Origin of the sequence: Streptomyces sp. NPDC051133 (assembly GCF_040682635.1) — a bacterium.
GTDB lineage: Bacteria > Actinomycetota > Actinomycetes > Streptomycetales > Streptomycetaceae > Streptomyces.
In genome coordinates, this window is the sequence record NZ_JBFBBK010000033.1 from 16359 (window position 1) to 40497 (window position 24139).

Below are 24139 nucleotides of genomic sequence, written 5' to 3' on the forward strand. Positions count from 1 at the left end.
GTCGGCTCCTTGCGGGGGACACTGCTACGGCGACCAGTGTCCCCCATCGGCCGGGGCGGCTCACACGTCGGTCAGGCGCAGCCCGGCGTGTGCCTTGTACCGGCGGTTGACGGCGATCAGGTTGGCGACCAGCGACTCGACCTGGTGGGCGCCCCGCAGCCGGCCCGCGAAGATCCCCCGCATGCCGGGGATGCGCCCGGCGAGGGCCTGCACGATCTCGACGTCGGCGCGCTCCTCGCCGAGCACCATCACATCGGTGTCGATCTGCTCGATCGCGGGGTCCTGGAGCAGCACGGCCGACAGGTGGTGGAAGGCGGCGGCGACCCGGGAGTCCGGCAGCAGGGCGGCGGCCTGCTCGGCGGCGCTGCCCTCCTCGGGCTTGAGCGCGTAGGCGCCCTTCTTGTCGAAGCCGAGCGGGTTGACGCAGTCCACGACGAGCTTGCCGGCCAGTTCCCCGCGCAGCGACTTCAGCGTGTCGCCGTGGCCGTCCCACGGTACGGCGACGATCACGATGTCGCTGCGGCGGGCGGTCTCGGCGTTGTCGGCGCCCTCGACGCCGTGGCCGAGTTCCTCGGCGGCGGCCCGGGCCCGCTCGGCGGCCCGGGAGCCGATGATCACCTTCTGGCCGGCCCGGGCGAGCCGGTAGGCGAGGCCCTTGCCCTGCGGTCCCGTGCCGCCGAGCACGCCGACGACGTACCCGGAGACGTCGGGCAGGTCCCAGGGGTCCTTGGCGGGGGCCTTGGCAGGGGTCTGTGCGCTGTCGGTAGAGGTCATGGGGCGACTCTACGTCCGTGTCCGGGGCGGCACCGGGTCAGGTGAGCAGGTGGACCGGCAACCGGCGGAAGGTGATCGTCTCGTAGGCGCCGAAGTCGCCGGTCTCGTAGAGGAGTCCGACCGTGTCCGTGTCGACGCGGACCAGGTCGGAGTAGGCGGCGGGCAGCCCGTCGACGGTGAGGGCCGTGCGCCAGGTCGTGCCGCCGTCGGCGGAGGCGCGGATCGTCATCAGGGCGCGGTAGGCGGGGTCGGCGGGGGCGGAGAACAGGAGCAGGTCGGGGTCGCGGAGCTGCAGGACGGAGGCCTCGCAGACGGGGGCGGTGAGGCCGGCCTGGGGGCGGAAGCGTTTGACGAGGGTCCTGCCGCCGTCCCCGGAGTGGGCGTCGGCGCGGTTGCCGGGGGCGGGCGAGTCGTTGCGGGTGTTGAAGTAGACGCGGCCGTCGGGGAGTTCGGCGGCCGTGGTCTCGTTGACGTTGATGTACCCGTCGGTGTTCTCGTCGAGGTAGCCGAGGTACCAGCTCTCGCCGCGGTCGTCGCTGAGCAGGCGGTGCCCGCTGTTGTACCTGGCCTCGGCGCCGGTGTCGGTGCCGGTGGGCGGCAGGGTGTGGTTGGCGGGGACGAGGACCCGGCCGCCGCTGAGCTGGAGGGCGTGCCCGGGGGTGGTGGCGTACCAGCGCCAGCCGGGTTTCCGCACCTGCGCGGTGATCTCCTTGGGCCGGGACCAGGTGCGGCCGTCGTCGTCGCTGTGCTGGACCCAGACCCGGCGGCCGTCGGCGTCCTTGACCTGGCCGCGCAGGATGGCGGCCTCGGTGGCGGAGGCGGCGGCCCGGACGTGGACGAGCAGGATCCGGCCGGTGTCGAGGACGACGGGGGCGGGGTTGCCGGCGAGGTTCGTCCCGTTGCTCGCGGCGACCTGGAGCGGACCCCAGGTGCGGCCGCCGTCCGTGGACCGCTTCAGCACGATGTCGATGTGGCCGTGGTCGGCCGCGGAGGCGACGCGGCCCTCGCAGAAGGCGAGGAGGGTGGGGCGCCGGGTGGCGACGACCGCGGGGATGCGGAAGCTCGCGTAGCCCTCGTGGCCCGCGCGGAAGGGGGTGCTGACCTCGGTCATCGGCGGCTCCTCGGCGGTGGGCGCGGATCGTACGGGGATCGGTGACTGTCCCCACGTCGGGCGAATTCGGGGTGAACTCCACGTCACAAGTGGCCGGTTGCGGCAGGATGCGGGCCCATGGACGCCGTACGGGTCGCGTTGCTGCGGGAAGTGCTGGCCGGAACGGAGTGGCTGGGGGCCACCCGGAGATTCGCGGGGGTGCTGCGCGGGTCGGTGGTGGCGCACGGGGGCGGGCTGCTGCTGGTGGGCACGCCCGCGTACGAGCCCTGGCATCTGGCCGCGCACCTGGTGGACGAGGCGGCGTGGTCGGGTACGCCGGAGCTGGCGCCGACTCTCGTGCGGCATCACGCGCGTCCCTCGGATCCCCCGCATCTGGCGGTCGGGCCCGGGCGGATCGAGGCGGCGCGCCGGGGCGAGACCCTGCTGGTCGTGGCGCCCGAGGAGCCCGCGGCGCTGCTGGAGCGGGTCCACTCGGCACGGCGGACGGGGGCCACGGTCCTGGCTCTGGGCCCGGGCGGCGGTGAACTCGCGGCCATGGCGCACGACATGCTGGCCGTGCCCGACGCGGCGGAGCTGGACCTGGACACCGTGCAGCACCTGGTCAGCGCGGCGGCAGGAGAGAACGCGGGCCCCCCGAGGGCCCGCCGGGGTTTCCGGGACCGTCTGGCACGGCTGGCGGAAGCCCTGACGGCACCACCGCCTGCCCCTTGGTGATCCCGCGGGGCGGGAAAACCGGTTGCCCGTGATCTGCGGGCGGCCGAGCATGCCTCAGTGAGCCGAGCCCTTCTCCCCGACCTCTCGCCCTGGAAGGCGTCCCTGGACTTCCGGCGGCTGTGGATGTCCGGTCTGATCAGCACCTTCGGCAGTTTCCTGACCTTCGTCGCCCTCCCCGTCCAGCTGAAGGACCTCACCGGCTCCGCGGCGGCGGTTGGCGCGATCGGTGCGGTGGAGCTGCTGCCGCTCCTCGTGTGCGGTCTGTACGGCGGTGCCCTCGCCGACGCCCTGGACAAGCGGAAGCTGATCGTCTGGACCGAGGCCGGCCAGGGCCTGCTCAGCGCCGCCCTGCTGCTCGACGCGCTGCTCCCGCACCCCGCGGTGTGGCCGCTGTACGCCGTCGCCGCCCTCTCCTCCGCCCTGGTCTCGGTGCAGCGCCCGGCGCTGGACTCCCTCTGGCCCCGGATCGTCGCCCACGACGACATGCCCGCCGCGGCCTCCCTGAACTCGCTGCGCTGGACCGTCGGCGGAGTCGCGGGACCGGCGGTCGCGGGCGTGGTCGTCGCCTACGCGGGCCTGGGCTGGGCGTACGCCGCCGACCTGCTGACCTTCGCCGTCTCGCTGGCGTACCTCGTGCGGATCGCCCCCTCCCCCGCCTCGCACGAGGCGTCGAAGCCCTCGCTGCACGCCGTCCTGGAGGGCGCCCGGTACGCCTGGAGCCGCAAGGAACTCCTCGGCACCTATGCCGTCGACCTCGCGGCGATGTTCCTGGCCATGCCGCTGGCGGTGCTCCCCTTCCTCGCCGACGAGCTGCACGCCGCATGGGCGCTGGGGATGATGTACGCCGCCGTCCCGGCCGGGGCCCTGCTGGTGAGCCTCACCGGCGGCTGGACCTCGCGGGTCCACCGGCACGGGCTGATGGTGGTGCTGTCGGCAACGGGGTGGGGTCTGGCGGTGGCGGCGGCCGGAGCGTGCGGGAACGTGTGGCTGGTGCTGCTGTTCCTCACCGTCGGCGGCGGCTTCGACATGGTCAGCGGGATCTTCCGGGCCGCGATGTGGAACCAGACGATCCCGGACGAGCTGCGCGGCCGGCTCGCCGGGATCGAGCTGCTGTCCTACTCGGTCGGCCCCCAGCTGGGCCAGGTCCGGGCGGGTGGCCTCGCCGCCCGGTTCGGGGTCCGGGCCTCGGTCTGGTCCGGCGGACTGGCCTGCGCGGGCGCGATGGGCCTGCTCGCGCTGTGCCTGCCGCGGCTGATGACGTACGACGCCCGCACCGACGAACACGCGGTGCGGATGCGCGAGCGGCGCGCCGCCGTGCGGGTGTGACCGCTCGTCACCCCTCGTCGTCGCCGTCGCCCGCCGCGGGCGCGTCGTGCCAGCGCGGGTCGTTCTCCCACTGGAGGTTGCGCTCGGCGGCGGTCTCCATCGCCTGCTGGGCCTCCTGCGGGGAGGCGTACGGCCCGAAGCGGTCCTTGCCCGGGCAGTCAGGGCCCTCCTCGACCTTCTTGTGCTCCAGGCAGTAGTACCACTCGCCCGGCTTGCCGACGGTGCGCTTCTTGAACAGGGCCATGGGCAGCTCCTCTCGCCACCGACATGTTCCCCCATGTCCGCTCGATAGACTCGTCGGCATGTCTGGCCAGTCGCTGCTCGTCCCAGGGGAGCTGTCTCCCACCCGTTCGGTACCCGGAAACATCCGCCGCCCCGAGTACGTCGGCAAGCCCGCGCCGACGCCGTACACCGGGCCGGAGGTGCAGACCCCGGAGACCATCGAGGCGATGCGGACCGCCGGCCGCATCGCCGCGCAGGCGATGGAGGAGGCCGCGAAGATCATCGCGCCCGGTGTGACCACGGACGAGCTGGACAAGGTCGCCCACGACTACATGTGCGACCACGGCGCCTACCCGTCCACGCTCGGCTACCGCGGCTTCCCGAAGTCGCTGTGCACGTCGGTCAACGAGGTCATCTGCCACGGCATCCCGGACTCGACGGTCCTCAGGGACGGCGACATCGTCAACCTGGACGTGACCGCGTACATCGGCGGGGTGCACGGCGACAACAACGCCACCTACCTGGTCGGTGACGTGGACGAGGAGTCCCGGCTGCTGGTGGAGCGGACCCGGGAGTCCCTCACCCGCGCGATCAAGGCGGTCAAGCCGGGCCGGCAGATCAATGTCATCGGCCGGGTCATCGAGTCCTACGCCAAGCGGTTCGGCTACGGGGTCGTCCGTGACTTCACCGGTCACGGCATCAGCTCGTCGTTCCACTCGGGCCTGATCATCCCGCACTACGACAGCCCGCACGCGACGACGGTCATGCAGCCCGGCATGACCTTCACGATCGAGCCGATGCTGACGCTGGGCACGCACGAGTACGACATGTGGGACGACGGCTGGACGGTCGTGACGAAGGACCGCAGGCGGACCGCGCAGTTCGAGCACACGCTCGTGGTGACGGAGACGGGTGCGGAGATCCTCACCCTGCCGTGACGCCACGCCCGGCCCGGGCCCGCTCTCCCCGGAGAGCGGGCCCTTTTTCCTGCCCCGGTTCCGGTTTCCTGCCCGGTTCCGGTTTCCTGCCCCGGTCCGGCCCCTGATGTTTTCCCGACGTCCCGTCGGTAAACTTACCGACAGGACGTCGGTATCGAGGAGTGTTCAGGAGTGCCCATGGAGTCGTTCTCGTCCCTGATCCGCACCGCCTCCCACGAGCAGCACGTGGCGGCGGAGACCTCGACGTTCATGAGCGACCTGCTCGGCGGCCGGCTGGGCGTGGACGCGTACACGCGCTACACCGAGCAGCTGTGGTTCGTCTACGAGGCGCTGGAGAGCGCGGCCGGGCGGCTGGCGCCGGATCCGGTGGCGGGGCCGTTCGTGCGGCCGGAGCTGTTCCGGCTGCCCGCGCTGGAGCGGGACCTGGCGCATCTGCGGGGGCCGGGGTGGCGGGCGGACCTGAGCGCCCTGCCCGCCACCCGGGCGTACGCGGACCGGGTGCGGGAGTGCGCCGAGCGCTGGCCCGGCGGTTACGTGGCCCACCACTACACCCGCTATCTGGGCGACCTGTCCGGCGGCCAGATCATCCGGGGCACGGCGGAGAAGACCTGGGGCTTCGCGAAGAAGGGCGACGGCGTCCGCTTCTACGTCTTCGAGGGCATCGCCAACCCGGCCGCGTTCAAACGCGGTTACCGGGAGCTGCTGGACTCGATAGCGGTGGACGAGCTGGAGAGGCAGCGGGTCGTCGGGGAGTGCAAGCGGGCGTTCGCGCTGAACACCGACGTCTTCCGGGCCCTGAGCGAGGAGTTCCCGCTCAGCGCCTAGAACCGGCACAGCGCGCCTGGCGCACCTAGCGCTCCAGGACGACCCGTCCGCCGACCTCCACCCAGCCGTGCGGCTGCGGGGCCGTCAGAATCTGGGAGCCCCGGCCCTGCCTGATGTTGAGGGCGCGGCCCAGCCGGTCGGTGAGGAGGAGGGCCGCCGCGCCGGTCGCCTCGTCCTCCTCGATGCCGTCGTCCCGGCCGGGGAAGGCGCGGGCGCGGATCCGGCCGGCCGCCTCGTCCTCCCAGGCCCAGGCATAGACCCACTCGCCGGGCGGGGGTACGTCGAGCGCGTCGACCTCGGCGGCGGTGGCGTACCGGCGCAGGGTGCGGGGCGGTGCCCACTCCGCCCGTGCCTCGATCCAGCTGAACTCGCCGTCGAGCCGGGTCCCGACGACCCCGGCCGGGGTGACCAGTTCGGGGACGTCCAGCAGCCAGGCGGTGCCGACGCAGGGGTGGCCGGCGAAGGGCAGCCGCAGGCTGGGCGTGTAGATGTCGATGACACCGCGCTCGGGATCGTCCACGAACACGGTCTCGCTGAAGCCGAGCTTGCCGGCCAGCGCCTGCCGGTCGCTCCGCTCGGGCAGGACCGAGCCGTCGCGGACGACGCCGAGTTCGTTGCCGTAGCCGCCGTCCGGTCCGCAGAAGACGCGGAGTACGTCGTAATCAGTCACCGTGAAATTGAAACATCGCGGCCCGCGCGAGCGCGTCCCAGGCGGGGGTGCCGCCGGTGAGGGGCGTCTCCTCCGTGCGGGCCGCGGCCACGCTTGCGGCGCCGGACGCGCCGAACGGTCAGCGCACGCGCCCCAGGTGGATGACGGTCACACGGACACGGCGGTCACTGATCTCGTACATCACCCGGTATACGCCGACGTGGATGCGCAGCAGATCCGGGCTCCCAGATGACCTCGTATCTCACGCCTCGCCCTCACCGAACACGCGCCGGTAGGCCTCGTCGTGCGGAACGCCGGCGTCCTCGGCCCGGGCCTGGCGCGCGCGGTAGGCGGCCAGCGCCCGCAACTCTTCCAGTTCCAGGGCGTCGGCGGGACTGACCAGTATCGCGACGCCCCCCCAGCCCGCACACCCGGCGTGAGACCTGAATCACCACCCCCCGGGGTATAGGTGAGGTAAGCCTCAGGTAAGTTAGGGCAGCCTCACCACACCAGATCCGCCAGGAGCCCGCATGCGAGCCGTCCGACTGACCGTCACCGCCGCCACCGCCGTGGCGGCTCTGACCGCCCTCTCGGCCTGCACCGCGAAGAGCGATGCCAAGGACGGTGACGCCATCCAGGTCACCGCGGCCGACTCGAAGTGCGACACCTCCGCCACGTCGGTCCCGGCCGGCCAGGTCACGCTGAAGATAGAGAACAAGGGCGCCAAGGCGACCGAGGTCGAGATCCTGTTCCCGGACGACCGGATCGTCTCCGAGAAGGAGAACATCGGGCCCGGCACCAAGTACACGCTGACCGCCGAGGTGAAGGCCGGCTCGTACGAGATCGCCTGCCGGCCGGGGATGAAGGGCCACGGCGTCCGGCAGAAGCTGACCGTGACCGGCTCCGGCACCGCGGCGAAGCGCGACCCGAGGCTGGACCGGGCCGTCGCCGAGTACCGGCAGTACGCCCAGGACCAGGCCGACGAGACGCTGCCGCGGGTCGAGACCTTCGTGAAGGCGGTCAAGTCCGGCGACCTCGACGCCGCGAAGAAGGCCTACGGCCTCTCCCGCCTCGGCTGGGAGCGCACCGAGCCGGTCGCCGAGTCCTTCGGTGACATCGACCCGAAGGTCGACGTCCGGGAGGACGGCCTGGAGGGCGGCCAGAAGTGGACCGGCTGGCACCGGCTGGAGAAGGCCCTCTGGCAGGACAAGAAGATCGGCGCCGAGGAGAAGGGCCTCGCCGACCAGCTGGTGAAGGACCTCAAGGACTGGCAGGGCCGGGTCGGCAAGGCCGAGATCACCCCGACCTCCATGGCCAACGGCGCCAAGGAGCTGCTGGACGAGGTCGCCACCGGCAAGGTCACCGGCGAGGAGGACCGCTACGCGCACACCGACCTGGTCGACTTCAAGGGCAACGTCGAGGGCGCGCAGAAGGCGTACGAGCTGCTGAAGCCGGTCGCCGCGAAGAACGACCCGGCGCTGACCGGCGAACTGGACAAGCAGTTCGCCGCGCTGAACACGCTGCTCGACAAGTACCGCTCGGACAGGACGGGTTACGACTTCGTCTCCTACGACAAGGTCACCAAGGGCCAGCGCAAGGAGCTCTCGGACGCGGTGAACGCGCTCGCCGAGCCCCTCTCCAAGCTCGCCGCCGCGGTGGTGAAGTGATCATGACCGACACCAACGGCAGCGGCAGTCCCTCGCGCCGGGCGCTGATCGGCTGGGGCGGTGCCGGGCTCGCGCTCGGGGCCGCGGCGGCCGGGGGCGCGGTGGCCATGGCCAAGGCGGGCGACGACGTGGACCCGGTGGCCGCCGAGGCGGGTGGCGCGGTGGAGTTCCACGGCGCCCACCAGGCCGGCATCGCCACCCCGGTGCAGGACCGGCTGCACTTCGCCGCGTTCGACGTGAAGACCGAGGACCGCGCCGAGTTCGTCCAGCTGCTCAAGGACTGGACCGCGGCGGCCCGGCGGATGGCCGCGGGCAAGCCGGTCGGCGAGGGCGCGTACGGCGGGCTCGCCGAGGCCCCGCCGGACGACACCGGCGAGGCGCTCGGGCTCAAGCCGTCCCGGCTGACGCTGACGATCGGGTTCGGGCCCTCGCTGTTCGAGAAGTTCGGCCTGAAGGACGAGCGGCCGGCGGCCCTGGTCGACCTGCCCAAGTTCCCCGGTGACAACCTGGACCGCTCCCGCACCGGCGGCGACCTGTGCGTCCAGGCCTGCGCCGACGACCCGCAGATCGCCGTGCACGCCATCCGCAACCTGGCCCGGATCGGCTTCGGCAAGGTCGCCATCCGCTGGTCGCAGCTCGGCTTCGGCAAGACGTCGTCGACCACGCCGGACGCGCAGACTCCGCGCAACCTCATGGGCTTCAAGGACGGCACCCGCAACATCGCGGGGACGGAGACGGACCGCCTGGGCAAGTTCGTGTGGGCCGCCGACGGGGACGGTCCCGGCTGGATGACCGGTGGCTCGTACCTGGTCGCCCGGCGCATCCGGATGAACATCGAGACCTGGGACCGGACCTCTCTGCAGGAGCAGGAGGACGTGTTCGGACGGGACAAGCGCGAGGGCGCCCCGGTCGGCAAGGCCAAGGAGCGCGACGAGCCGTTCCTGAAGGCGATGAAGCCCGACGCCCACGTCCGGCTCGCCCACCCCGACTCCAACGACGGGATCACGATCCTGCGCCGGGGCTACTCCTTCACCGACGGCACCGACGGCCTCGGCCGCCTGGACGCCGGCCTGTTCTTCCTGGCCTACCAGCGGGACGTGCGCCACGGGTTCATCCCGCTGCAGCGCAGGCTGTCCGCGCACGACGCGCTCAACGAATACATCCAGCACGTGGGTTCGGCGGTGTTCGCGGTACCTCCCGGTGTCCGGGACGCGGACGACTGGTGGGGCCGCACGCTGTTCTCGAAGGAGGCGTAGCCCGTGTTCTCCAACTACCTGATCGGCCTGCGCGAGGGCCTGGAGGCGTCGCTCGTCGTCTGCATCCTGATCGCCTACCTGGTCAAGACCGGCCGCCGGGACGCCCTGCGGCCGATCTGGACCGGCATCGGCATCGCGATCGCCATCGCGATGGGCTTCGGCTGCGCCCTCGAATTCGGCTCCCAGGAGCTGACGTTCCAGGCGCAGGAGGCCCTCGGCGGCTCGCTGTCGATCGTGGCCGTCGGGCTGGTGACCTGGATGGTGTTCTGGATGCGGCGCACCGCCCGGCACCTGAGGTCGGAGCTGCACGGCAAGCTGGACGCGGCCCTCGCCATGGGCACGGGCGCGCTGGTCGCCACCGCGTTCCTCGCCGTCGGCCGGGAGGGCCTGGAGACCGCGCTGTTCGTGTGGGCGTCGGTGCACGCGGCGTCCGACGGCACTCCGCGCCCGCTGGTCGGCGTGGCGCTGGGTCTCGCCACGGCCGTCCTGCTCGGCTGGCTGTTCTACCGGGGCGCGCTGCGGATCAACCTGGCCAAGTTCTTCACCTGGACCGGCGGCATGCTGGTCGTCGTCGCGGCGGGCGTGCTGGCGTACGGCTTCCACGACCTGCAGGAGGCCGACTGGGTGCCGGGCCTGACGCACCTGGCCTTCGACATCAGCGGCACCATCCCGCCGGACAGCTGGTACGGCACGCTGCTGAAGGGCGTGTTCAACTTCCAGCCCGACCCGACGGTGCTCCAGGTCACGGTGTGGCTGCTGTACTTGGTCCCGACGCTCGCCGTCTTCCTCGCCCCGGTAGGGTTCGCCTCCGGAAAGGGGAAGGTGAAGCAGCCTGATGAGCAGGGAACGCAGCCGTCGAAGGCTACGCGGGCGTGAGCGGAACGCACTCATAGCGGCCTCGCTGACCGCTTTGTCGCTGACGGCGAGCGGATGCGTGGTGGTGCACGGGGAGCGGGAAGTGCTCCCCGCCGCCACCCGCGCCGAGGCCGCCAGGGCGCTCACCGCGTTCACGGACGCCTACAACAAGGCCGACAAGGCCTACGACAGCTCCCTGGACGCGCCCTACGTCACCGGTGCGCTCGCCGACATCGACCGCGCCCGGCTGAAGGCGGGGCACGCCAACAGCCCGTCGGGCAACGCGAACCACACGCCGCTGAAGCTGACGGACGCGAAGTTCACGATCCCCGAGAAGGCCGGCTGGCCCCGCTGGTTCGTCGCCGACACCCGGGCGAACAAGGCCACCGGCTTCCGCTGGCTGCTGGTGTTCACCCGGGACGGCCTGGGTGAGCGGTGGCGGGTGGCGTACCTGACGCTGGTACGGCCCGACGCCGTACCGGAGTTCAAGACCGGCGCGAACGGCTTCGCCGAGGCCGTGCCCGCCGACTCGGCTCAACTGGCGGTACGCCCCGACGCGTTGAGCAAGAGCTACGCCGGCTATCTGAAGAGCGGCGGGAAGACCTTCGCGGACGGCGGGAGCACCAGCGCTCTGCGCGCGGACCGCAGGAAGCAGGCCAGCAAGCCCGGACTGGTGCGGCAGTACATCGACGAGCCGCTCGGCCACGGCGCCTACGCGCCGCTGGCGCTGCGCACGGCGGACGGCGGGGCGCTGGTGTTCTTCACCACGCACCACTTCGAGAAGCAGACCGCCGCCGCGGGCACCTCCGTACCGGCTCCCAACAGGGACGTGCAGGCCCTGACGAAGGGCGAGGTGACGCAGTCCCTCACCCTGGAGTCGATCTCCGCCGAGGCCGCGCTGGATCCGGTGGGCAGCGGCCAGGTGCGGGTGGTGGGGCAGGTCCAGGGACTGACCGCCGCCCAGGGCGAGTGATCCCGCGCCCCGGTGTTCCGTGCCGTGGGCGCTTTCGGTGCCGGGGGCTTACTCGGTGCCGCGGGCGCGCTCAGTGCCGCGGGCGCGCTCAGTGCCGCGGGCGCGCTCAGTGCCGCAGGGGCCAGGCCGCGCCCTGCTGCTCGGTTCCCGCTCCGGCGTGCCGGGCGCAGGCGTCGGTGAGCACCTCCAGCAGGCTCAGCGGATCGGGCAGCGGATGCTCGAGGCCGCGCGCCCAGCGCACCTGCCGGTCGTCGTCGCCGGGCAGCCGGGCGGGCGGTACGAGGACGTAGGAGCCCCGGCAGTGCCAGCGCAGGCCGGGGTGCTCGTCCATGGTCTCGGGGTGGCAGTCCAGCTCGCAGGGCCACCACTCGTCCTCGTCCTCGGGGGTGCCGCGGGTGAGGGTGAAGAACAGCATGCGCCCGTCGTCGCTCTCGGCGACCGGACCGACCTCGACGCCGGCGCCGAGCAGCCGGTCCAGGGCCTCCCGGCCGGCCGCCAGGGGGACGTCGAGGACGTCGTGGACCATGCCGGTGGCGGTGATGAAGTTGGCCTGCGGCTGGTGCCGGGCCCAGCGCTCGATCTGGGCGCGGTCGGTGGTGGACTGGGTCTGCCAGGCGAACGACACCGGGTGCCGGGCCGGGGTGGGACAGCCGACGCGGTCGCACGAGCAGCGGTAGCCGGGCGCGGGGTGCGCGGCGGGGGCGAGCGGCAGGCCCGCCGCGGCGGCGAGCAGCAGCAGGGATTCACGCCCGCCGGGGTCGGCGGCCTGCTTCGGACGGCGCCCCAGCAGCCACTGGGAGAGTTTGCCCTGCCGGCCGCTTCGGCCGCCGAACGTCGCGCTCATCTGTCCCCTCGGCCTGTTGTTGCCTCGCTGGTGTGCGGACAGCATGCCCTATCGTCCCATCTTCGTGTGCTTCGGGGGGTCGCGGGGCGGGAGAGCCGTCCCGTACCGCCACGTCGTCGTCACGAAGCGTCACGATCGGTCACGAAGAGGGGTCTTCCGGTGGCCATGCGTCACCCCAGTCGACGTCCCGGGCCGCCTTGTACAGGTCGCCGTGGCGCTTGGTGACCGTCGTCCGGCTCAGCCGCTCGTCGCTCTCGCACAGGTCGAGGAGGACCTGCCCCTTGCGGATCTGGGGGCGGCGGACCACGCGGGCGGGGGCCGGGCGGGCGGGCAGCCGGGTGGCGGCGACGTAGGAGAACTTCTCGTCCTCGTAGGCCAGGGAGCCGCCCTTGACCTGGCGGTGCAGGGAGGAGCGGCCGACCCGGGCGGAGAAGTGGCACCAGTCCTTGCCCGGTTCGATGGGGCAGGCGGCGCTGTGGGGGCAGGGGGCGGCGACGCGGAAACCGGCCCGGATCAGGCGGTCGCGGGCCTCGATGACCCGGGCGTAGCCGGCCGGGGTGCCCGCCTCCACGATCACGACGGTCCGGGCGGCGCCGGCGGCGGCGTCGACGAGGGCGGTGCGGTCGGCCGTGGAGAGTTCGTTGAGGACGTACGACACCGTGACGAGATCGGTGCTCTCCAGGGTGAGGTCGGCGCCGATCCGGGCGCGCTGCCAGCGGGCGTCCTTCAGGGCCGGGTTGGCCGCGGCGATCTCCCGGCCGAGGGCCAGGGCGGGCTCGGCCCAGTCCAGCACGGTGACGGCGCGCTCGCCGGGCCAGGTCGCCTCGACGGCCCAGGTGGCGGCGCCGGTGCCGCCGCCGACGTCGACGTGGCCGGCGGGGGACCAGTCGGGTACGGCGTCCGCGAACGCCGCGAGCGCCGAGCGGACCGCCTCGAAGGTGGCGGGCATGCGGTACGCGGCGTAGGCGGCGACGTCGGCGCGGTCGCGCAGGATGGGGGCGTGGGTGGGGGTCTCGCCGCGGTAGTTGGCGATCAGCCTCTCCACCGCTCCGGCGGCCTGCTTGGGCGGGAGTCCGTCGAGCAGCTCCGCGAGGGTGCTCCGGAGGGTGTCGTTCACCTGCCGATTGTATGGCTGGGCGGTCCCCCCGCCGGACCCGCCGGCCGGCCGCCGCGGGCTCAGATCACCGCCCTGGCCAGGTGGGTCGCCAGTGCCGCCCGCGGGGCGCTGTCCGGTGGCCGGCGCCTCGGGTGGACGGTGTTGGCCAGCAGCACCAGGAACGTGTCCGTCACCGGGTCGATGACCAGGGAGGTGCCGGTGAACCCGGTGTGGCCCGCCGCGCCCCGGCCCGCCAGCTCGCCCATGAACCACGGCTGGTCCACGGCGAAGCCCAGCCCGGGCGGGGTGAGGAGCAGCTCCACGAAGTCGGGGCCGAGGATGCGGGCCGGCCCGTAGGAGCCGCCCGCGAGCAGGGCCCGGCAGAAGACCGCCAGGTCGGGCGCGGTGGAGAACAGGCCCGCGTGCCCGGCGACCCCGCCGAGCGCCCAGGCGTTCTCGTCGTGGACGACGCCTCGCAGCATCCCCCGGTCCGCCTTGGCCCACGGCTGCCGCTGGTCCTCGGTGGCCGCGGCGCCCGGGCACGGTCCGAAGGCGGTGGAGGTCATGCCGAGCGGCCGGGTGATGCCGTCCTGGACGAGGACGTCGAGGCCGCGCCCGGTGAGGCGCTCCAGCACGCTCTGGAGCAGGAGCGTGTTCAGGTCCGAGTACAGGTGGGTGCCCGGCCGGGCCGTCGGCGCCTCGGCGCGCAGCAGGTCCAGCCGGGTGGCGTCGTCCGGGCAGTCGTACAGCGGGAGTTCGGGGCGCAGGCCGGAGGTGTGGGTGAGCAGCTGTCGCACGGTGATGCCGTGGGCGGCCGCGGCGTGGAAGTCGGGCAGGTAGTCGCCGACCCGGGCGTCCATGCCGAGGGTGCCGCGCTCGATCTGCTGCACGGCGGCGACGGCGGTGAACAGCTTGGTGAGGGAGGCCAGGTCGAAGGGTGTGTCGAGGGCGGCCGGGACGCGGGCGGCGGACGGCAGTTCGACACCGTTGTCGGTCTCGGGGTCGTAGCCGGAGTAGCGCACGGCCCAGCCCGCGGCCTCGGCCACGGCGATCACGGGTCCGCGGCCGGCCAGCACGACGGCGCCGGCCGCCCAGGGGCGTTCTCCGGCGGTGAGGGCGTGCACCTCGCCGACCAGGTGCGCGAGTGCGGCGGGGTCCAGCCCCGCCCGTTCCGGTGCGTCGGCGCGCAGTCTCGGTGCGCTCAGTTCTCGTCTCCCTCCGACCCCGCGCGGGTGTTCCCCCGCATATGCCAGGGACGGCACATTCCCACGAAGCAGGCCACCGCGACCAGTGCTCCCGCCAGCTGGACGACGGCCATGGGGACGGCGGTGTGCTCACCGGCCACCCCGACGAGCGGGGAGGCGACCGCGCCGACGAGGAAGGAGGAGGTGCCGAGCAGCGCGGAGGCGGCGCCGGCGGCGTGCCGGGTGCGCAGCAGGGCGAGGGACTGGGCGTTGGGCAGGGTGATGCCCATGGCGGACATCAGGACGAAGAGGGCGGCGGCGACGGGGACGAGGCCGACGTCGCCGAGGGCGCCGGTGGCGATCAGCAGCAGGGCGGTCGCGGCGAGCACGATCACCGTGAGGCCGGTGGCGAGGACCTTGTCCAGGCTGACCCGGCCGACGAGCACCTTGCCGTTGATCTGCCCGGCGGCCACCAGGCCGACGGAGTTCAGGCCGAACAGCAGGCTGAAGGTCTGCGGGGAGGCGCCGTAGATCTCCTGGATCACGAACGGGGACGCGCTCACGTAGGCGAACAGCGCGGCGAAGGCGAAGCCGCCGGCGAGCATGTAGCCGGTGAAGGGCAGGTCGGCGAGGAGGCCGCGCATCGAGCGGAGGGCCTCCCCCACGCCGCCGCGGTGCCGCTCGGCCGGGGGCAGGGTCTCGGGCAGCCGCAGCCGGACGAGGACGCCGAGCAGCACGCCGACCACCGTGAGCACGACGAACACGCCCCGCCAGTCGGTCACCCGCAGGATCTGCCCGCCGATCAGCGGCGCCACGATCGGGGCGGCCCCGGATATCAGCATCAGGGTGGAGAAGAAGCGGGCCATGGCCACGCCGTCGTACAGGTCGCGTACGACGGCCCGGGCGATGACCACGCCGGCGGACCCGGCGAGCCCCTGCACGAGCCGGAAGGCGATCAGGGTCTCGACGTTCGGGGCGAGGGCGCACAGGGCGGTGGCGAGGAGGTAGCCGGCGATGCCGGCGAGCAGCGGGCGGCGGCGTCCCCAGCGGTCGCTCATCGGGCCCACGACCAGCTGTCCCAGCGCGAGGCCGGCCATGCAGGCGGTGAGGGTGAGCTGGACGGTGACGGCGGGCGCGTGCAGGGAGCGGGTGACCTCGGGCAGCGACGGCAGGTACATGTCCATCGCGAGCGGGGTGGTGGCGGTGAGGCCGCCGAGGAGGAAGGTGACGAGCGGGCCGGTGGGCGGGCGTCCGGTGGCCCGTGACCGGGTGGAGGCGGCCGCCGGCTCCGCGCGAGGTGTCGGTGCCGCCGCGTGCTCGTGCATGCGTCCCCTCCCTTGTCTTCCCCTGCCTGAAACCGCCTGTCGGGCCCGGCCGGCACCTATGCTCTCAGCTCGTACACACTGCCGAGGCACAGTTGAACGAGGGCGGGGCGATGGCGGAGCGGAACGTGCGGTGGGGGATCCTGGCGACGGGCGGGATCGCGGCGGCGTTCGCGGCGGACCTGGTCGATCTGCCGGATGCGGAGATCACGGCGGTGGCCTCGCGCAGCCGGGAGTCGGCGGAGGCGTTCGCCGAGCGGTTCGGGGTGGAGCGGGCGTACGGCGACTGGGCGTCGCTGGCGGCCGACCCGGACATCGATGTCGTGTACGTGGCCGCCCCGCACGTGGCGCACCGGCCGGCGGTCGGGCTGTGCCTGGAGGCGGGGCGGAACGTGCTGTGCGAGAAGCCGTTCACGCTGAACCTGCGCGAGGCGGAGGAACTCGTCGCGCTGGCCCGCGAGCACGACCGCTTCCTGATGGAGGCGATGTGGATGTACTGCAATCCGCTGGTGCGGCGGCTGCGGGAGCTGGTGGCCGGCGGGGCGATCGGCGAGGTGCGCACCGTGCAGGCGGACTTCGGGCTGGCCGGGCCGTTCCCGCCGGCGCACCGGCTGCGGGATCCGGCGCTGGGGGGCGGGGCGCTGCTGGATCTCGGGGTGTACCCGGTGTCGTTCGCGCAGCTGCTGCTCGGGGAGCCGGACGGGGTCGCCGCGAGCGCGCTGCTCTCGGCGGAGGGCGTCGACCTGCAGACGGGCGTGACGCTGTCCTGGGAGAGCGGTGCGCTGGCGTCCCTGCACTGTTCGATCGTGGGCGGTACGGGCGGCACCGCCTCGGTGACCGGCTCCCGCGGCCGGATCGACGTGCCGGGGGGCTTCTTCCATCCCGAGCGTTTCGTGCTGCACCGCGACGGCCGTGACCCGCGGGAGTTCACCGCCGACCCCGCCGACGGGCCGCGCACCAGCCTGCGGCACGAGGCGGTGGAGGTCATGCGGGCGCTGCGGGCGGGCGAGAAGGAGTCGCCGCTGGTGCCGCTGGAGGGCACCCTCGCGGTGATGCGCACGCTGGACGCGGTACGGGAGCGGATCGGGGTGCGGTATCCCGGGGAGAGCGCGCCGGCCGGGCGGGCGGCTTCCGGTGAGGCTCTGGCAACCGTCGCCGGATAGCCGTATGGCGGACACCTGATTCCGCATGGCGGACTCTGCGCCTACGCTGCGGAGCCATGACTGACAGGCAATCGAAGATCGCGGTGGTGACCGGCGCCGGTTCCGGCATCGGCCGGGCCGTCGCCGTGGAGCTGCTGCGCCACGGCTGGTCGGTGACGCTGGCGGGCCGGCGGACCGGGACGCTGGAGGAGACTGTGGCGCTGGTGCCGGAGGGCACCGGGCTCGCCGTGCGCACGGACGTGTCCCGGCCCGAGGAGGTGGACGCGCTGTTCACGGCGGCCGTGGAGCGGTTCGGCCGGGTGGACCTGCTGTTCAACAACGCGGGCACCTTCGGGCCGGGCGGCGTCCCCGTCGAGGAGTTGTCCTACGACGCGTGGCGGCACGTGGTGGACACGAACCTCAACGGCGCCTTCCTGTGCGCGCAGGCCGCGTACCGGAGGATGAAGGAGCAGGATCCGCAGGGCGGCCGGATCATCAACAACGGCTCCATCTCGGCGCACACGCCCCGCCCGCTCTCGGTCGCCTACACCGCGACCAAGCACGCGCTGACCGGCCTGACCAAGTCGCTGTCGCTGGACGGGCGGCCGTACCGGATCGCGGTCGGGCAGATCGACATCGGCAACGCGGCCACCGACATGACGGCCCGGATGCAGACCGGCGCACTCCAGGCGAACGGGGAAGTAGCCCCGGAACCGGTGATGGACGTGGCCGACGTGGCACGCACCGTGCGGCACATGGCGGAGCTGCCGCTGGAGGCGAACGTGCAGTTCGCGACGGTACTGGCGACGACGATGCCGTACGTCGGGCGGGGCTGACTCCACTTCCACAAACGGAATTTCAACGTCCGCGGTATTGCGGCCGGTCGAGCACGTATGCTCAACTTTCCTCCACGAGAGCTTCACAGTTGGAGCACGTGGATTCCGGAGCCATACCGAGGGGGGAAGCGGCGGCCGTTCCACCGGACCGGAGTTGGGGGTGGACCTCGCGCGTGCCCGCGGGGTACACACCGGTCGAGGGAACGGCCGCCGCACAGCTCAACGGCGGTGCCTGCCGCCCGCCTCCGCCGGTTCCGCCGCCGCCTCCGCCTGGGGTTCCGTGGCCGTCACCCTGCGCCGCCGCTTCAGCGCCCAGGCCCCGGCCGCTCCCAGCAGCAGGGCCGTACCCGCCGCACCCTCCACCAGCCGCCCGGCCGAGGGGCCGCGGGGCGCCGAGCCGGGTGCGCCGGCCGCGGCGCGCGCCGTCGTCCGCTCCCCCGGCGCCGGACTCGCGCTCGCCCCGCCCTCGCTGAGCGGTTCGACCAGCGTGCCGACCGCCTGAGCCGTGCGCCCGCGTCCGAAACCCCAGTCGAGGAGCGCGGCGGTCTGTTCGTAGACGGCGTTGCTGCCGGCGACCGGGTGCATCACGGTGACCAGCAGGGTGCGCCCGCCCCGGCTGGCCGCGCCGGTGAAGGTGTTGCCCGCGTTGCTGGTGTAGCCGTTCTTCACGCCGATCAGGCCGTCGTACGTCTTCAGGCCCCACGCCCCGGTCAGCAGGCGGTCGGTGTTCTGGATCTGGAAGGTCTTCTTGCCGCCCGCCGGGAAGTCGGCGGTCCGCGTGCCGCAGTAGCCGCGGAAGTCGGCGTCCTTCAGGCCGTGGCGGGCGAACAGCGTGAGGTCGTACGCCGAGGAGATCTGCCCCTTGTGGTCGAAGCCGTCGGGGCTGACCACATGGGTGTCCAGGGCCTGCAGGTCCGCGGCCTTGGCCTGCATCTCGGCGACCGTCTTCGCGATGCCGCCGTTCATGTGGGAGAGCACGTGCACGGCGTCGTTGCCGGAGCGCAGGAACACGCCCTGCCACAACTGCTCGACGGTGTACGTGATGCCGGGCTTGATGCCGACCAGACTGGAACCGGACGGAACATCCGAAATATCGGCATCCTTGACCGTGTAGCGCTCGGTGCGGTCGAACTTCTTCAGCACCGTGTCCGCGAACAGCATCTTCAGTGTGGAGGCGGGCGCGAGCCGCCGGTGCGCGTTGAACGAGGCCAGCACCTCGCCGCTCTCACCGTCGGCGACGAGCCACGCGCGGGCGTCGAGCTTCTTGGGCAGCCCGGTGGCACCGCTCACCTGGACACCGCCCCGGGCGAGCCGTTCGCCTCCGACGACCGTGGCGGCGGAGGCCTCGGTGGCCGTGGACAGGGGAAGGGCGGCGGCCGTCAGTCCGAGGACGGCACGCCGGCTGAGCCGGGAACATTCGCGCACCCCGGGACCGTACACCGCGCCGAGCAGCGGTTTCCGCGACGTGGGCCACGACGGCCGGGAATTTGCCGCGTTATGAAAATCCGATGAGTTCCGCCGCTTTCTCAGGTTCGCCGACGAACCCACCGGCAACCTCGACGAGGGCACCCGCGACGACATCATGGCCCTGCTGGAGGGTCTGTGGCGGGAGCACGGGCCGCCCTTCGTCATGGTCACCCACGACTCCTCGATCGGCCGCCGCGCGCCGCGCCCGGCCACCATCGAGGCGGGGCGGATCACCCTGACCGAGCGGGGCGGCCGGCCGTACGCGGGGGTCAACTCCTCGGGTACGTGACGGAGTCCGGCACGCGCGCCGACAGACCGCGGGGGCGGCCGTCAGGCCTGCCCGGTCTCGAACCGCGAGATCCGTCCCTCGTCGTCGATCTCGAAGCGCCACCTGGTGCGCATCTCGCCCCAGGTGTCGTTGCGGTAGTGGGCGAGGAGGGCTCGGCCGCCGTCGGACTCGTTGTCGACGTCCAGATGGCCGTGGGAGGAGAAGATCTCCTGGTCGATCCACTCGGCGAGGTCACGGTCCTGGCCGTCGTCGGACATGGTCGCGCCCGGCGTCAGGAGGGACATGAAGCCGTCGCGGTCATGGGAGTTGACCGCGTTCACGAAGGCGCGGACGGCCGGTTCGCTGAGCTTGGCTGGCTGAATCGTCATGGCGTCAGGCTCACACCGCTCCCCCGGCCCCGCCACCCGAACGCCATCCAGGACGCGCCCGGCGGTGTGAGAGGTGCGACGGTGGAAACGCGGGAGGGACCTGTCCGCCTGTGTCCGCATCTGCCTGCAGGGGAGTCACCGTGAGCTGTTACGACCGACGTGATATGGGCCTGCTCCTGCTCCGGCTGGGGACCGGCGGGGTGCTGGCCGCGCACGGCGCGCAGAAGCTGTTCGGCTGGTTCGGCGGGCACGGTCTGGAGGGCACCGGCCAGTTCATGGAGTCCGTCGGCTACGCGCCGGGCCGGGCGAGCGCCACGGCGGCGGGCCTCGCCGAAGCCGGCGGCGGCACCCTGCTCGCCCTGGGCCTGGCGACCCCGGCGGCGGGCGCGGCGGCGGCCGGCGCGATGGCGGGGGCGGCGGCGGTCCACATGCCCAACGGCTTCTTCGCCCAGGAGGGCGGCTACGAGCACGCGGCGAGCCTCGGCCTCGCGGCGGCCGGCCTTGCCGTCTCCGGCCCCGGCCGTCTCTCCCTCGACCACGCCCTCGGCCATGTCTTCGACCGCGGCTGGATGGTGCCGGTGGCCCTCGGGGTCACGGCGGCGGCCACGGCCGTGGTGGTCGGGGCACGCAACCGGCGGTGCCGGGCGAAGCGGGAGGGCGAGCAGGAGGCGCTGTTCGAGGAGTTCGAGGAGTAGCCGACGGCCGTCCCCGACGGCATGGGACGCTGAGCCGCATGACCGACCGCGACTGCGACCGCGCCCCCGCCCTCTGGCCGACCGTCGACGACCTCTGGTCCCGCCTGGAGGCCGCCCAGCAGGACCGGGGCCGAGAAGGCGTCCTCCTCCGCGTCCTCAAGCTGTCGGAGGAGGTCGGCGAGGTCGCGGAGGCGGTCATCGGCACGATCGGCCAGAACCCCCGCAAGGGCATCACCCACACGTGGGAGGACGTCCAGGCGGAACTGTGCGACGTGGCGATCACGGCCCTGGTGGCTTTGCGCACGCTGACACCGGAGGCGCGGGAGGTGTTCGAGCGGCAACTGGAGCGGGTCCGGGACCGGCCGCTGGGGCCGCCGGCCTGAGGCGCGGATCCTCGGCAGTTCACAAAGACGATCCCGCAGAGGAATTTGCGTTCTGGTTCGACGGACCGGCGATACGGTAGAGGATCTTCGCGTACAGCATTGTGGCCGCGGCAATGACAGTAGGAACCACGGCCAGAGCAAGCACGCCAAGAAGCACAGGCCACTGGCGCATGCCGCTGTCGCAGGGACTGTAATCCTGGGCGGGATGGAACAGTGGCGCCCGGCACTCGACTCCGCCGGCCTCGTACCCGATAAGGAGTAGGTACAGAAACCAGCCCCACATACCCATCGTCACGAGCGCCCACGCAAGCGACCACTTTTCTAGTCGGTCGGCATCTCTCAGGCATTGCTCGTCGCGCGATTTTCCAGGTGGCGGTGGCACCTGCCTTTGCTCATTCACGGCCAGCCCCTTCCTTGCTCGCCAGCATGATTCTGGTGGACGTCACCCCAGGCCACCTAATTGGTACAGTGGAACTTCTTGGTTTCGCGAGGGACGAATTCGTTGACAAAGCTCTGGAGTTTCTTGTAGCCGGTGGGGGTGTTCTCGACGCGGTCACCGAAGAAGTCGACCCCGAAGGACATGTATGCGGTCCGAGACGTGCAGGTGGCCCGGACCACAGCGCCGTTGCTTCCGATCGCCGCATGCCCCGGAAAGGAGACGGCCCGCTCGGCGGCGTACTTGTACGGTGCCGCTGAGGCCTTCCAGTCCGCCGGGTCCGGGGTCCGGTCCCAGCGTGTGATAGCGACGAACAGCACCCGGTTGCCGCCGGCACTCAGGGCACAGCCCGCACCCTGCTGACCCTCCAAGGCCGTGTACGTCTGCTTCACGGATCCGTTGTCCGGAATGAGTGGTGACAAGGCCCTCTTCGGCACCGAGACCTTGCAGAAGTCCGCGGGGACGGTGGCGCGGGTGCTGCAGCCCACCGCCGCTGCCATGACGATGCCGCACAACAGTGCCGCCACCATGCGCCTCGTTGGCATCACTGAGCTCCTGCCCTGCCGCGGGCCAGGGCATTGCCGTTGTTGGCCGATGTGTTGATCTGGTCGTACATGCCCTGTCCGTGCGAGTAGTCGGTGTGGGTGTCGGCCCAGTGGGAGTTCGTCGCGTACCACTGGTTGGCAATGGCGTTGAGCTGGTTCTGGCGATGGTGGAAGGTCGCCTGACTGTCGCTCGTGAGCTTGTCCGCCTGATGCTGCTGTTCGTCCATGATCCAGGCAGTGGTAATGACGTCGGATCCGCGCTGCAAGGCGTCACCGTAGACGGGGACGAAGTTCAGCATTCCACCGGTGAGGTGGTAGCTCCATGCCTTGTCCCACGTGTAGTCGTGCTGGTCGCCCTTGAGTGCCAGGTACCGGCCCTCCTCCATGAAGCCGACCGCGGTGCCGGCCGCGTGGAGGGTGTCTTCCGGTTGTCGCGTAGGGTCGTGAATGTCGTCCATGATCGCGTAGTTCATACCCGTGTGAAGCAGGTTGTAGGAGTCCTGGCTCCGCGATATCTGCTTCGTCATCTCCAGCACCTGGTCACGGTTTAGGTTCGGGCCGTGGGAGGGATGCCGATCGCCACTCGGGTCACTCATCGCCACGTACGTCTCATGACCGTGATTGGTCATGATCTTCGCCAACTCAAGCTGGGGCTTGACCTCGTGCAGCGTGTCCGCCGCGTGGCCGAGCCATTTGCCCGCGTTCTCGCTGTAATCGCCCAAACTCACTGTGGTCAGCGCTGCTTGGTAGCACCAGGCCCGGAACGCTGCCCCACCCTCGCCCTCCCACTCGACCGCCATACTGTGGGTCTGCAGATCGCCGCCGATCTCCTTGATCGTCTTGGCGGCTTCCTTCAACAGCTCACCGAGACCACTGGCTGTCGGCCCGTCGGCCGACTCGACCATGGCCCACAGCTGTTCGGGGTCCTGGAGCAGGAACCGCTCCTGCTTGACCGTCTCCCACATGCGGCTGGCGAAGTCAGACATGGAGCCCCACCGCCTTCCCTGTCGAGACCATCCCGTCGCTCTGTCTCATAACCACGGACATCACAAGTCACCTGCCTGCGAGTCCGACGTGGAGCCGTGTCGGCCATGGCCGGGCACATCCGCCCTGCCGCCTCCGTGTCCGTTTGCTCCCGGCTGGGCGTCATCGACAGCCAGCTTGTCGGCCTCGACACGGATGCGGTGCAGGCGATCGCGAACGTCGGCGTCGAGATTGTGATAGTTGCTCTTCGACGCGTCGACCGTGACCATCAGCCCCTCGATCTGCAGCGCCAGCATCTTGGACAGGCGCTCCAGCTGGGAATGCACCTGGGTGTAGGCGCCGTGGAGAGCGTCGGCTTCATCGAAGTTACCCAACCGCCCCGTCGGCAGGGAGCCGTCCGCGATCCTGTGTGGGGCGGCCTTCGACTTCTCCAGCCGAGTCAGAAGATCGTTCACCCGGTTCTTGAAGGTAGTCAGAGTCTCGGCCTCGACCCGCAACTCCTTGGCCATGATGGCACCAGCACTTGCGATGGGGCCGATGCCGGACACAGCCAGCGCGCCGGCCGCCGATTCCAGCGCAGCCTCAGTTGCCTGCGGATCCCCCGTGTGGTCCGCCATCGAGTCCTCCCCCGTGCGGTCAGCTCTCAGCAGCACCTCGGCCACTGGCTTGTGGTGCCCCTGCCATCCCCATCCGTAACAGAAGCGACTCAGGGACGATAGTCGTGATCTTGCCTGGTCACGGAATTTTGACGCCGCCCGTAGCCCGCTACTGACCGGAATGCGACCATGCCGTACGTCACAGTCACGCCGCTGCCTCCGTCCAACTCCTTGTTGCACCCAGAAGCGGTGCAGGGGAGGCGTCCGCCGTCAGACTCAGGGGCGTCTCGCGAATGGCTGGTACGGAAGGAGCCCCTGCCTCCGACGGAGTTGGCTCGGTGGAATCCTCTGCTGGTGCCGCCCACCGGGACATGTCCGGCGGTGCATCACGAGCAGCCACCACAGCGAAGCCGATGGCCACCACGATCAAGGCGAAGCCTATGGAGTTTTGCGGGTGTACTCGTAGCGGTTCGTCCCCCACTTGCTCCGCTTGAAGACGGGCTCATTGTCGTCGAAGCGCACGGCTGCAACCGTATTGCGAGCGCTCGAAGCACTTGAGGGAGGGGGTCGATTGCACAGCGATGCGATGGCCATCGCCACCGGCCCCAAGTCAGAGGGGGGACTTTCCGTGCCTGACGCGGC

General features: G+C 71.7%; 26 protein-coding genes and 1 pseudogene. 13 read left to right on the forward strand and 14 right to left on the reverse strand.

Annotated elements, in window-relative coordinates; all coding sequences use genetic code 11:
• Positions 1-60: 60 nt before the first annotated feature.
• Together npdG and AB0N17_RS29595 are read right to left on the reverse strand one after the other, a co-directional pair.
• Positions 61-774 (reverse strand): NADPH-dependent F420 reductase, encoded by a 714-nt coding sequence (npdG, locus tag AB0N17_RS29590; RefSeq protein ID WP_366014599.1) that lies wholly within the window; start codon positions 772-774, stop codon positions 61-63.
• Between the two features lie 37 nt (positions 775-811).
• Positions 812-1885 carry a sialidase family protein gene (locus AB0N17_RS29595; RefSeq protein WP_366014600.1) on the reverse strand — a complete coding sequence of 358 codons (1074 nt, stop codon included), beginning with the start codon at positions 1883-1885 and terminating at the stop codon, positions 812-814.
• 117 nt (positions 1886-2002) lie between these two features.
• Here AB0N17_RS29595 and AB0N17_RS29600 point away from each other — a divergent pair, with 117 nt between their 5' ends.
• Together AB0N17_RS29600 and AB0N17_RS29605 are read left to right on the forward strand one after the other, a co-directional pair.
• Positions 2003-2599, forward strand: coding sequence for a hypothetical protein (locus AB0N17_RS29600; RefSeq protein ID WP_366014601.1), 597 nt, complete (start codon positions 2003-2005; stop codon positions 2597-2599).
• Between the two features lie 57 nt (positions 2600-2656).
• Positions 2657-3925: an MFS transporter gene (locus tag AB0N17_RS29605; RefSeq protein ID WP_366014602.1), complete on the forward strand. Its 1269-nt coding sequence runs from the start codon at positions 2657-2659 to the stop codon at positions 3923-3925.
• A 7-nt stretch (positions 3926-3932) separates the two neighbouring features.
• On the opposite strand, the gene AB0N17_RS29610 is transcribed toward AB0N17_RS29605, so the two are convergent.
• Positions 3933-4169, reverse strand: coding sequence for a hypothetical protein (locus tag AB0N17_RS29610; protein ID WP_366014604.1), 237 nt, complete (start codon positions 4167-4169; stop codon positions 3933-3935).
• A 58-nt stretch (positions 4170-4227) separates the two neighbouring features.
• On the opposite strand from AB0N17_RS29610, the gene map reads away from it, so the two are divergent.
• Complete coding sequence (map, locus tag AB0N17_RS29615) at positions 4228-5085, forward strand: type I methionyl aminopeptidase (RefSeq protein ID WP_366014605.1); 858 nt, start codon at positions 4228-4230, stop codon at positions 5083-5085.
• Positions 5086-5262: 177 nt separating this feature from the next.
• Positions 5263-5910: a biliverdin-producing heme oxygenase gene (locus tag AB0N17_RS29620; RefSeq protein WP_366014606.1), complete on the forward strand. Its 648-nt coding sequence runs from the start codon at positions 5263-5265 to the stop codon at positions 5908-5910.
• A 25-nt stretch (positions 5911-5935) separates the two neighbouring features.
• Here the strand turns inward: AB0N17_RS29620 and AB0N17_RS29625 are convergent, their stop codons facing one another.
• Entirely contained in the window at positions 5936-6580 is a 645-nt protein-coding gene (locus AB0N17_RS29625; protein ID WP_366014607.1) for a PhzF family phenazine biosynthesis protein, read from the reverse strand.
• Between the two features lie 509 nt (positions 6581-7089).
• Between AB0N17_RS29625 and efeO the strand changes: the two genes are divergently transcribed.
• From efeO to AB0N17_RS29645, 4 genes are read left to right on the forward strand one after another with little or no spacing between them, the layout of a single operon-like run.
• A complete protein-coding gene (efeO, locus tag AB0N17_RS29630) occupies positions 7090-8226 on the forward strand; it encodes an iron uptake system protein EfeO (RefSeq protein WP_366014608.1) in 1137 nt (378 codons plus the stop codon).
• Between the two features lie 2 nt (positions 8227-8228).
• On the forward strand, positions 8229-9482 hold the full coding sequence (efeB, locus tag AB0N17_RS29635; protein ID WP_366014609.1) for an iron uptake transporter deferrochelatase/peroxidase subunit: 1254 nt from the start codon (positions 8229-8231) through the stop codon (positions 9480-9482).
• 3 nt (positions 9483-9485) lie between these two features.
• Positions 9486-10358: an iron uptake transporter permease EfeU gene (gene efeU, locus AB0N17_RS29640; protein WP_366014610.1), complete on the forward strand. Its 873-nt coding sequence runs from the start codon at positions 9486-9488 to the stop codon at positions 10356-10358.
• Positions 10318-11310 carry a hypothetical protein gene (locus AB0N17_RS29645; RefSeq protein WP_366014611.1) on the forward strand — a complete coding sequence of 331 codons (993 nt, stop codon included), beginning with the start codon at positions 10318-10320 and terminating at the stop codon, positions 11308-11310. The genes efeU and AB0N17_RS29645 overlap by 41 nt, the downstream gene beginning before the upstream one ends.
• Positions 11311-11416: 106 nt before the next feature.
• Here the strand turns inward: AB0N17_RS29645 and AB0N17_RS29650 are convergent, their stop codons facing one another.
• The 4 genes from AB0N17_RS29650 to AB0N17_RS29665 all read right to left on the reverse strand — a co-directional run bounded on the left by AB0N17_RS29650 (position 11417) and on the right by AB0N17_RS29665 (position 15759).
• Positions 11417-12154, reverse strand: a complete 738-nt coding sequence (locus AB0N17_RS29650; protein WP_366014612.1) for a bifunctional DNA primase/polymerase — start codon at positions 12152-12154, stop codon at positions 11417-11419.
• Between the two features lie 139 nt (positions 12155-12293).
• Positions 12294-13271 (reverse strand): small ribosomal subunit Rsm22 family protein, encoded by a 978-nt coding sequence (locus AB0N17_RS29655; protein ID WP_366014613.1) that lies wholly within the window; start codon positions 13269-13271, stop codon positions 12294-12296.
• Between the two features lie 59 nt (positions 13272-13330).
• Complete coding sequence (locus tag AB0N17_RS29660; RefSeq protein WP_366014614.1) at positions 13331-14512, reverse strand: serine hydrolase domain-containing protein; 1182 nt, start codon at positions 14510-14512, stop codon at positions 13331-13333.
• Positions 14452-15759 carry a multidrug effflux MFS transporter gene (locus AB0N17_RS29665; protein WP_366014615.1) on the reverse strand — a complete coding sequence of 436 codons (1308 nt, stop codon included), beginning with the start codon at positions 15757-15759 and terminating at the stop codon, positions 14452-14454. The genes AB0N17_RS29660 and AB0N17_RS29665 overlap by 61 nt, the downstream gene beginning before the upstream one ends.
• 110 nt (positions 15760-15869) lie before the next feature.
• On the opposite strand from AB0N17_RS29665, the gene AB0N17_RS29670 reads away from it, so the two are divergent.
• Both AB0N17_RS29670 and AB0N17_RS29675 read left to right on the forward strand, forming a co-directional pair.
• Positions 15870-16919, forward strand: coding sequence for a Gfo/Idh/MocA family oxidoreductase (locus AB0N17_RS29670; protein ID WP_366014616.1), 1050 nt, complete (start codon positions 15870-15872; stop codon positions 16917-16919).
• A 56-nt stretch (positions 16920-16975) separates the two neighbouring features.
• The gene (locus tag AB0N17_RS29675) at positions 16976-17734 is read left to right on the forward strand and encodes an SDR family oxidoreductase (protein WP_366014617.1); all 759 of its coding nucleotides are present in this window, start codon (positions 16976-16978) and stop codon (positions 17732-17734) included.
• Between the two features lie 219 nt (positions 17735-17953).
• Here AB0N17_RS29675 and AB0N17_RS29680 read toward each other — a convergent pair whose 3' ends face one another.
• Positions 17954-19159 (reverse strand): serine hydrolase, encoded by a 1206-nt coding sequence (locus AB0N17_RS29680; RefSeq protein ID WP_366014618.1) that lies wholly within the window; start codon positions 19157-19159, stop codon positions 17954-17956.
• A gap of 109 nt (positions 19160-19268) precedes the next feature.
• On the opposite strand from AB0N17_RS29680, the pseudogene AB0N17_RS29685 reads away from it, so the two are divergent.
• Positions 19269-19490, forward strand: a pseudogene (locus AB0N17_RS29685) (hypothetical protein); the annotation flags it as partial.
• Positions 19491-19531: 41 nt separating this feature from the next.
• Here AB0N17_RS29685 and AB0N17_RS29690 read toward each other — a convergent pair.
• Positions 19532-19858, reverse strand: a complete 327-nt coding sequence (locus AB0N17_RS29690) for a nuclear transport factor 2 family protein (RefSeq protein WP_366014619.1) — start codon at positions 19856-19858, stop codon at positions 19532-19534.
• Between the two features lie 140 nt (positions 19859-19998).
• Between AB0N17_RS29690 and AB0N17_RS29695 the strand changes: the two genes are divergently transcribed.
• Both AB0N17_RS29695 and AB0N17_RS29700 read left to right on the forward strand, forming a co-directional pair.
• Positions 19999-20553: a DoxX family membrane protein gene (locus tag AB0N17_RS29695; RefSeq protein ID WP_366014620.1), complete on the forward strand. Its 555-nt coding sequence runs from the start codon at positions 19999-20001 to the stop codon at positions 20551-20553.
• 38 nt (positions 20554-20591) lie between these two features.
• Positions 20592-20936: a MazG-like family protein gene (locus AB0N17_RS29700; protein WP_366014621.1), complete on the forward strand. Its 345-nt coding sequence runs from the start codon at positions 20592-20594 to the stop codon at positions 20934-20936.
• A 19-nt stretch (positions 20937-20955) separates the two neighbouring features.
• On the opposite strand, the gene AB0N17_RS29705 is transcribed toward AB0N17_RS29700, so the two are convergent.
• The 4 genes from AB0N17_RS29705 to AB0N17_RS29720 are packed head-to-tail and all read right to left on the reverse strand — an operon-like array spanning position 20956 to position 23563.
• Entirely contained in the window at positions 20956-21336 is a 381-nt protein-coding gene (locus AB0N17_RS29705) for a hypothetical protein (protein ID WP_366014622.1), read from the reverse strand.
• 56 nt (positions 21337-21392) lie between these two features.
• A complete protein-coding gene (locus AB0N17_RS29710) occupies positions 21393-21902 on the reverse strand; it encodes a hypothetical protein (RefSeq protein WP_366014623.1) in 510 nt (169 codons plus the stop codon).
• A 14-nt stretch (positions 21903-21916) separates the two neighbouring features.
• Positions 21917-22903 (reverse strand): hypothetical protein, encoded by a 987-nt coding sequence (locus AB0N17_RS29715; protein ID WP_366014624.1) that lies wholly within the window; start codon positions 22901-22903, stop codon positions 21917-21919.
• A gap of 60 nt (positions 22904-22963) precedes the next feature.
• Positions 22964-23563 carry a hypothetical protein gene (locus AB0N17_RS29720; protein ID WP_366014625.1) on the reverse strand — a complete coding sequence of 200 codons (600 nt, stop codon included), beginning with the start codon at positions 23561-23563 and terminating at the stop codon, positions 22964-22966.
• Positions 23564-24139: the final 576 nt, after the last annotated feature.

Coding starts and splice junctions, on each gene's coding strand:
- npdG (WP_366014599.1), bottom strand. CDS start 774: ATGACCTCTACCGACAGCGCACAGACCCCTGCCAAGGCCCCCGCCAAG.
- AB0N17_RS29595 (WP_366014600.1), bottom strand. CDS start 1,885: ATGACCGAGGTCAGCACCCCCTTCCGCGCGGGCCACGAGGGCTACGCG.
- AB0N17_RS29600 (WP_366014601.1), top strand. CDS start 2,003: ATGGACGCCGTACGGGTCGCGTTGCTGCGGGAAGTGCTGGCCGGAACG.
- AB0N17_RS29610 (WP_366014604.1), bottom strand. CDS start 4,169: ATGGCCCTGTTCAAGAAGCGCACCGTCGGCAAGCCGGGCGAGTGGTAC.
- map (WP_366014605.1), top strand. CDS start 4,228: ATGTCTGGCCAGTCGCTGCTCGTCCCAGGGGAGCTGTCTCCCACCCGT.
- AB0N17_RS29620 (WP_366014606.1), top strand. CDS start 5,263: ATGGAGTCGTTCTCGTCCCTGATCCGCACCGCCTCCCACGAGCAGCAC.
- efeO (WP_366014608.1), top strand. CDS start 7,090: ATGCGAGCCGTCCGACTGACCGTCACCGCCGCCACCGCCGTGGCGGCT.
- efeB (WP_366014609.1), top strand. CDS start 8,229: ATGACCGACACCAACGGCAGCGGCAGTCCCTCGCGCCGGGCGCTGATC.
- AB0N17_RS29645 (WP_366014611.1), top strand. CDS start 10,318: ATGAGCAGGGAACGCAGCCGTCGAAGGCTACGCGGGCGTGAGCGGAAC.
- AB0N17_RS29650 (WP_366014612.1), bottom strand. CDS start 12,154: ATGAGCGCGACGTTCGGCGGCCGAAGCGGCCGGCAGGGCAAACTCTCC.
- AB0N17_RS29665 (WP_366014615.1), bottom strand. CDS start 15,759: ATGCACGAGCACGCGGCGGCACCGACACCTCGCGCGGAGCCGGCGGCC.
- AB0N17_RS29670 (WP_366014616.1), top strand. CDS start 15,870: ATGGCGGAGCGGAACGTGCGGTGGGGGATCCTGGCGACGGGCGGGATC.
- AB0N17_RS29675 (WP_366014617.1), top strand. CDS start 16,976: ATGACTGACAGGCAATCGAAGATCGCGGTGGTGACCGGCGCCGGTTCC.
- AB0N17_RS29690 (WP_366014619.1), bottom strand. CDS start 19,858: ATGACGATTCAGCCAGCCAAGCTCAGCGAACCGGCCGTCCGCGCCTTC.
- AB0N17_RS29700 (WP_366014621.1), top strand. CDS start 20,592: ATGACCGACCGCGACTGCGACCGCGCCCCCGCCCTCTGGCCGACCGTC.
- AB0N17_RS29710 (WP_366014623.1), bottom strand. CDS start 21,902: ATGGTGGCGGCACTGTTGTGCGGCATCGTCATGGCAGCGGCGGTGGGC.
- AB0N17_RS29715 (WP_366014624.1), bottom strand. CDS start 22,903: ATGTCTGACTTCGCCAGCCGCATGTGGGAGACGGTCAAGCAGGAGCGG.